This window comes from Haematobacter sp., assembly GCF_032102465.1.
Lineage (GTDB): Bacteria > Pseudomonadota > Alphaproteobacteria > Rhodobacterales > Rhodobacteraceae > Haematobacter.
This window is the reverse complement of the sequence record NZ_DAMDHB010000007.1, coordinates 131,439-137,482: the sequence shown is the minus strand read 5'-3', so window position 1 is coordinate 137,482 and position 6,044 is coordinate 131,439. Positions and strand designations below refer to the sequence as shown.

Here is a 6,044-nt window from a genome sequence, read left to right as displayed (position 1 = left end):
ATGCGCAAACCATCCACTCAAAGACACAATATTACCACGCACGCGTAAGCGCAGGTTTCACTCCCGCGAATCTGCCGTCTTCCGCCCCGTGCGCACGCCCTTCGGCCAGAATCGGAGGCCCAGAAGCACCAAGATGAGTGCGCAATAGACCATGGGCTGCATGGGCCAGGATTTCACGACCATCAGATAATGCACGCCACCTGCCAGAACGGCAGCATAGGTGAGCCGGTGAAGCCGCCGCCATTGCGGGCCCAGCCGACGGATCGACAGGTTGTTGGATGTCATCGCCAGCGGGATCAGGAGAACGAATCCCGCCATTCCGATGGTGATATAGGGGCGCTTCAGAATATCGGCCCCTGCCGCAGCCCAGTTCAGACCGATATCGAACACGAACCATGCCATCAGGTGCAGCGCCGTCAATCCGAAGGCTGTCAGGCCGATGGCCCGCCGAAACCGCAGCAGATTGAGACCTGTGAAACGGCGGAGCGGCGTGATCGCCAACCCGAAGATCAGGAGCTGAAGCGCGCGCAGCCCCAATGCATGCTCCAGCTCCCGTACCGGATCGACGCCGATCGCCCCGGTAACCGCCTGCCAGAAGACAAACGCAGCCCAAAGCAAACCTGCCAGATAGATCGTCCACGTCGGGACTCGACGGAGCCAGCGGTTGACGCTTTCCATCAGTAGTATTTCGTGAGGTCCATGCCCGAATAAAGGCTCGCGACCTGCTCGGCATAGCCATTGAACGGTTCAGTGTCCCGCCGGCCGCCGAACAGGCCCGCGCCGATGACCCTTTCCGTCGCCTGACTCCAGCGGGGGTGATCCACCTTGGGGTTCACATTGGCGTAAAAGCCGTATTCCCCCGCGTTCTGTTCCTGCCACGCCGTTTTGGGCTGAGTGTCCGTCAGCGTGATGGAGACGATCGACTTGATCGACTTGAACCCGTATTTCCACGGCACGATCAGGCGGAGCGGTGCGCCGTTCTGGTTCGGCAGCGGCTTGCCGTAGAGGCCGGTGGCCAGAATGGCCAGCGGATGCATGGCCTCATCGATCCGCAACCCCTCCCGATAGGGCCAGTCTAGCAGGCGGGTGGACTGGTAAGGCATCTCGCTCGGGCGGTAGAGCGTCTCGAAGGCCACGTATTTCGCGGACGGCTGCACACCGAACTTTGTCAGCAGGTCGGAAAGCTGCACGCCCTGCCAGGGTATGACCATCGACCATGCCTCCACACAGCGCAGCCGATAGGTACGGTCGCGGACCGCCACGCCTTTCAGCAGGTCGGCAAGGTCATAGGTGCCGGGCCGGTCCACCAGGCCGCCAACCTTGACGGACCACGGGCTGACGGTCAGGGCCCCGGCATTGCGGGACGGATCCTCCTTGCCGTAACCGAATTCGTAGAAGTTATTGTAGTTGGTGATATCCGACAGCGCGTTCGGCTTTGCATCGGTGGACCACTTGTCCGCGGCAAAGGCAGGAGAGGCGGCCAGCGCCCCCATACCGGCAAGAACCGCGCGGCGATCCAGCCACAGACGTTCAGGAGTGATTTCGGACCAGTGGAATTTCAATGCCGCCTCCTCACGCTCTCAGGCGAGAACGGGATAATAGCGCGGTACCGGTGCAGGTCCGGTCACATTTAGCGGAAACCGGACAGGAAAACGCCGGGCGGAGGTCCGCCCGGCGCTGATTGCGTAAAACCGATGGCTCAGTGCAGCACGGCATGCGCCTCGGGCGGATGCTTCCGGGACGGCGACGCGACGCGATCCCCGATGATCAGCCCGTCCTCGCCCGCCGTGACATGCACGGTCGCCCCATCCAGAACGTCACCGCCCAGCAACATCTCCGCGAGCGGATCCTGCAGCGACCGCTGGATCACCCGCTTCAGGGGACGTGCACCGAAGACCGGGTCATACCCCTCATCGGCGAGCCACTTCCGCGCGCTTTCGTCCAGCTCCAGCGTGATCTTCCGCGCCGAAAGCCGTTTCTCCAGCCGCCGAAGCTGAATGGTGACGATACCGTCCATGTCGGCCCGCGTCAGCCGGTCGAAGATCACCATCTCGTCGAGGCGGTTGAGGAATTCCGGCCGGAAGTGCATCCTCACAGCCTCCATCACCTCCGCGCGCGCCGCGCCGGGATCGGACCCTTCGGGCAGCAGGGAGAGCGCCTGACTGCCCAGGTTGGACGTCAGCACGATCAGCGTCTGCTTGAAATCGACCCTCCGTCCCTGTCCATCGGTCAGAACACCGTCATCCAGCACCTGCAGAAGCACGTTGAACACGTCGGGGTGGGCCTTCTCGACCTCGTCGAACAGCACGACCTGATAGGGCCTGCGCCGCACGGCTTCGGTCAGCACACCGCCCTCGTCATAACCGACATAGCCCGGAGGCGCGCCGATCAGACGGGCGACGGAGTGTTTCTCCATGAACTCCGACATGTCGATGCGGACCATCGCGTTGTCATCGTCAAAGAGATAGTTGGCCACCGCCTTGGTCAGTTCGGTCTTGCCGACGCCGGTCGGCCCGAGGAACAGGAACGAGCCCAGCGGGCGGTTCTCGTCGTTCAGGCCGGCGCGGGCACGCCGCACGGCGTTGGAGACAGCGCGCACAGCCTCTTTCTGGCCGATGACGCGCTTGCCGAGTTCCTCTTCCATATGGAGGAGTTTCTCGCGCTCGCCTTCCAGCAACTTAGAGGTGGGAATCCCCGTCCAGCGTTCGACGACTTCGGCGATCTGCTCGGGGCGGACCGCTTCCTCGACCATCATGTCGGAGTTGCTCTCTGCCGCCGCGAGTTTCTTCTCAAGCCCCGGAATGATCCCGTAGCTCAGCTCACCGGCGCGGGCGAGGTTGCCTTCCCGTTTCGCCTGATCGAGTTCGGCGCGCGCCTTGTCCAGCTGCTCCTTCAGACCGCGGGATTCCTCCAGCTTGTCGCGCTCCGCCTGCCACTTGGCCGTCATCTCGGCCGAGCGTTGGGTGAGGTCGGCAAGCTCCTTCTGGAGTTTCTCCAGCCGGTCCCTGGAGGCCGCGTCGTCTTCCTTCTTCAGCGCCTCCTCCTCGATCTGGAGTTGCAGGATCTGCCGATCCAGCGCGTCCAGTTCCTCGGGCTTGGAATCCACCTCCATCCGTAGCCGCGACGCCGCCTCGTCCATCAGGTCGATGGCCTTGTCCGGCAGGAAGCGGTCGGTGATGTAGCGGTGCGACAGGGTCGCCGCCGCGACCAGCGCGGAGTCGCTGATCCGCACGCCGTGGTGCAGTTCATACTTCTCCTTGATGCCGCGCAGGATGGAGATCGTGTCCTCCACCGTCGGCTCTTCCACCATCACGGGCTGGAACCGGCGGGCGAGGGCCGCGTCCTTCTCCACGTATTTGCGGTATTCATCCAGCGTGGTGGCGCCGACGCAGTGCAGTTCGCCCCGCGCCAGCGCCGGCTTGATGAGGTTGGCCGCATCCATCGCGCCGTCCGTCTTGCCCGCGCCGACCAGCGTGTGCATCTCGTCGATGAACAGGATGACCTCGCCCGCCGCCGCGGTGATTTCGGACAGGATTGATTTCAGCCGCTCCTCGAACTCGCCACGGTATTTCGCGCCCGCGATGAGCGCGCCCATGTCGAGCGCCAGCAGCTTCTTGTTGCGCAGGGACTCCGGCACATCGCCGTTCACGATGCGCAGCGCGAGACCTTCCGCGATCGCGGTCTTGCCGACACCGGGCTCGCCGATCAGAACGGGGTTGTTCTTCGTCCGCCGGCTCAGCACCTGCATGGTGCGCCGGATCTCGTCATCGCGCCCGATGATCGGGTCGATCTTGCCTTCCTCGGCAGCTTCCGTGAGGTCGCGGGTGTATTTCTTCAGGGCGTCATAGCCTTCTTCCGCCGAAGCGGAATCGGCGGTGCGGCCCTTGCGGATATCGTTGATCGCCGTATTCAGATTCTGCGCCGTGACAGCGCCCAGTTCCAGCGCATCCTTCGCGGCGGATTTCACCATGGCCAGCGCCATGAGGATCCGCTCAACCGGCACAAAGGAATCGCCCGCCTTCTTGGCGATCTTTTCAGCCTCGTCGAGAACCTGGCCAAGCTTCGGGTCCATATAGACCTGACCGGTATCGCCGGAGACCTTGGGCAGCTTGTCGATCGCCGCCTCCACACCTTCGGCAACACGCGCAGGTTCTCCACCCGCGCGGCGGATCAGGTTGGCGGAAAGCCCCTGATCGTCATCCATCAAAGCCTTCAGAAGATGCTCTGGAGCCAGCCTCTGGTGGTTCTCGCGCATCGCAATGGTCTGTGCGGCCTGAAGGAAACCGCGGGACCGTTCGGTGAACTTTTCAAGGTTCATGACAACTCCTTCCAAGCGCCCGGATCGAATGCCTGCCATGCAGCACATTTCTCCCGAGCCTTCGTCGTTTCAAGATTTGGGAAGCCCATCCGCCGCTTGCAAGGCGGCGCCGGCGCTTCTTTCTTGCGCGGTGGGACGAGCGGCATTAGGAAACGCGCGACCGTGAAAAAAGGGGAAACGCCATGACCGCCGATGATCGCCTTATCGTTGCGCTCGACGTGCCCAACGCCCTTGCGGGGCTGGATTTGGTGGACCGGATCGGCGATGCCGCATCCTTCTACAAGATCGGCCTCGGCATGCTGACGGGCGGAGGTCTCGCCCTTGCGAACGAGCTGAAGCAGGAGCGGGGCAAGCGCGTCTTTCTCGACATGAAGCTCTTCGACATCGGGGCGACGGTGGAGGCAGCCGTGCGCGGCCTTGCGCAATACGATCTCGATTTCCTCACGGTTCACGGCGATCCGCATGTGGTCCGCGCCGCTGTGGAGGGGCGCGGGGGACATGCCACCCGCATTCTCGCGGTCACCATCCTCACCTCGCTGGACCGGGCCGATCTGGATGCTAGCCTGATCCGCGACGGCGATATTGCCGATATCGTGGTGGAACGCGCCTCCCGCGCGTTCGAGGCCGGAGCCGATGGCATCATCGCCTCGCCTTGGGAGGCAGCGATGATCCGCGCGCTTCCCGCCGCGGAAGGACGGCTGATCGTCACGCCGGGCGTGCGGCCGGCCACTTCCTCCAGCGACGATCAGAAGCGTATCGCCACGCCTGCCCGGGCGATTGGCGATGGGGCCGACCATGTCGTCGTAGGGCGACCCATCTGGCGCGCAGATGACCCGCGCGGCGCGGCGCAAGGCATCGTCGCGGAACTCTCCTCCGTTCAGGCGCGGCACCCGAACCGGGCCTGAGACTCAGTTGGCGGGGGCAGCAGGCGCGGGATTGACATCGGGTGCCTGTCCCGGAGCGACGGACGGCGCCGTCTGGGTCGGGGTCGGGGTCGGGGTCGATGGGACCGTTTCCACCGGCGTGCGCCCCATCGTCAGGAAATACACGGCGACGATCACCACCACCGCGCCGATGATCATATACCAGCGATTGGACCCGGTACCGGACCCGTGGCCCGGCGTGCCGGGCAGCGGTCCCTTACGGGGGGGCGGGCTGTCGTCGGGGATGGCCATGCGATTTCTCCTCCTCTAACCTCTCACGGAACCCCCTGGGGCGGCGGGATGTTCCCTCGACCCATCGGTTGGACCATGAAACCGGGGGTTTTGGCATGAATCGCTTGACGGGAAGCCGTTTTGTCCTTAGACGGCCCGCAACGAATTCAGGGTCCGGGTCCTTCCGCGCCCCTACTCTGCAATGTAATGTGAGGATCTGAACGATGTCGCGCGTTTGCGAATTGACCGGCAAAGGGGTCATGACTGGTAACAATATCAGCCATGCCAACAACAAGACCCGTCGCCGCTTCCTGCCGAATCTGAACGAAATCACTCTGATTTCCGATTCGCTTGGCCGCAGCTACCAGCTCCGCATCTCCGCTGCGGCGCTCCGCACGGTGGATCACCGCGGTGGTCTGGATGCTTTCCTTGCCGCGGCGAAGGACGATGAGCTTTCCCCGAAAGCTCTGAAGATCAAGAAAGAAATCGCCAAGGCCGCAACTGCTGCCTGAGTGCTGTCCTTTCGATCCAGCAACAGCCCCGCTTTCTGCGGGGCTTTTTGCATTTTGAGG

6 protein-coding genes are annotated in these 6,044 nt (G+C 63.5%); 2 read left to right on the top strand and 4 right to left on the bottom strand.

From position 1 onward, the window contains the following. Positions 1-57: 57 nt before the first annotated feature. The 3 genes from msrQ to clpB form a co-directional block, all read right to left on the bottom strand. Positions 58-678 (bottom strand): protein-methionine-sulfoxide reductase heme-binding subunit MsrQ, encoded by a 621-nt coding sequence (gene msrQ / locus RT513_RS07285; protein ID WP_290684278.1) that lies wholly within the window; start codon positions 676-678, stop codon positions 58-60. Further along, positions 678-1,562, bottom strand: a complete 885-nt coding sequence (gene msrP / locus RT513_RS07280) for a protein-methionine-sulfoxide reductase catalytic subunit MsrP (RefSeq protein WP_290684281.1) — start codon at positions 1,560-1,562, stop codon at positions 678-680. Before msrP ends, msrQ begins: the two co-directional genes overlap by 1 nt. A gap of 137 nt (positions 1,563-1,699) precedes the next feature. Beyond that, the gene (gene clpB / locus RT513_RS07275; protein ID WP_088215867.1) at positions 1,700-4,318 is read right to left on the bottom strand and encodes an ATP-dependent chaperone ClpB; all 2,619 of its coding nucleotides are present in this window, start codon (positions 4,316-4,318) and stop codon (positions 1,700-1,702) included. A gap of 182 nt (positions 4,319-4,500) precedes the next feature. On the opposite strand from clpB, the gene pyrF reads away from it, so the two are divergent. After that, positions 4,501-5,223 (top strand): orotidine-5'-phosphate decarboxylase, encoded by a 723-nt coding sequence (gene pyrF / locus RT513_RS07270; protein WP_290684288.1) that lies wholly within the window; start codon positions 4,501-4,503, stop codon positions 5,221-5,223. 3 nt (positions 5,224-5,226) lie between these two features. Here pyrF and RT513_RS07265 read toward each other — a convergent pair whose 3' ends face one another. After that, the gene (locus RT513_RS07265; RefSeq protein ID WP_290684291.1) at positions 5,227-5,493 is read right to left on the bottom strand and encodes a hypothetical protein; all 267 of its coding nucleotides are present in this window, start codon (positions 5,491-5,493) and stop codon (positions 5,227-5,229) included. 203 nt (positions 5,494-5,696) lie between these two features. Here RT513_RS07265 and rpmB point away from each other — a divergent pair, with 203 nt between their 5' ends. Beyond that, a complete protein-coding gene (gene rpmB / locus RT513_RS07260; RefSeq protein WP_088215870.1) occupies positions 5,697-5,984 on the top strand; it encodes a 50S ribosomal protein L28 in 288 nt (95 codons plus the stop codon). Positions 5,985-6,044: the final 60 nt, after the last annotated feature.

Coding starts and splice junctions, on each gene's coding strand:
- msrQ (WP_290684278.1), bottom strand. CDS start 678: ATGGAAAGCGTCAACCGCTGGCTCCGTCGAGTCCCGACGTGGACGATC.
- clpB (WP_088215867.1), bottom strand. CDS start 4,318: ATGAACCTTGAAAAGTTCACCGAACGGTCCCGCGGTTTCCTTCAGGCC.
- pyrF (WP_290684288.1), top strand. CDS start 4,501: ATGACCGCCGATGATCGCCTTATCGTTGCGCTCGACGTGCCCAACGCC.
- RT513_RS07265 (WP_290684291.1), bottom strand. CDS start 5,493: ATGGCCATCCCCGACGACAGCCCGCCCCCCCGTAAGGGACCGCTGCCC.
- rpmB (WP_088215870.1), top strand. CDS start 5,697: ATGTCGCGCGTTTGCGAATTGACCGGCAAAGGGGTCATGACTGGTAAC.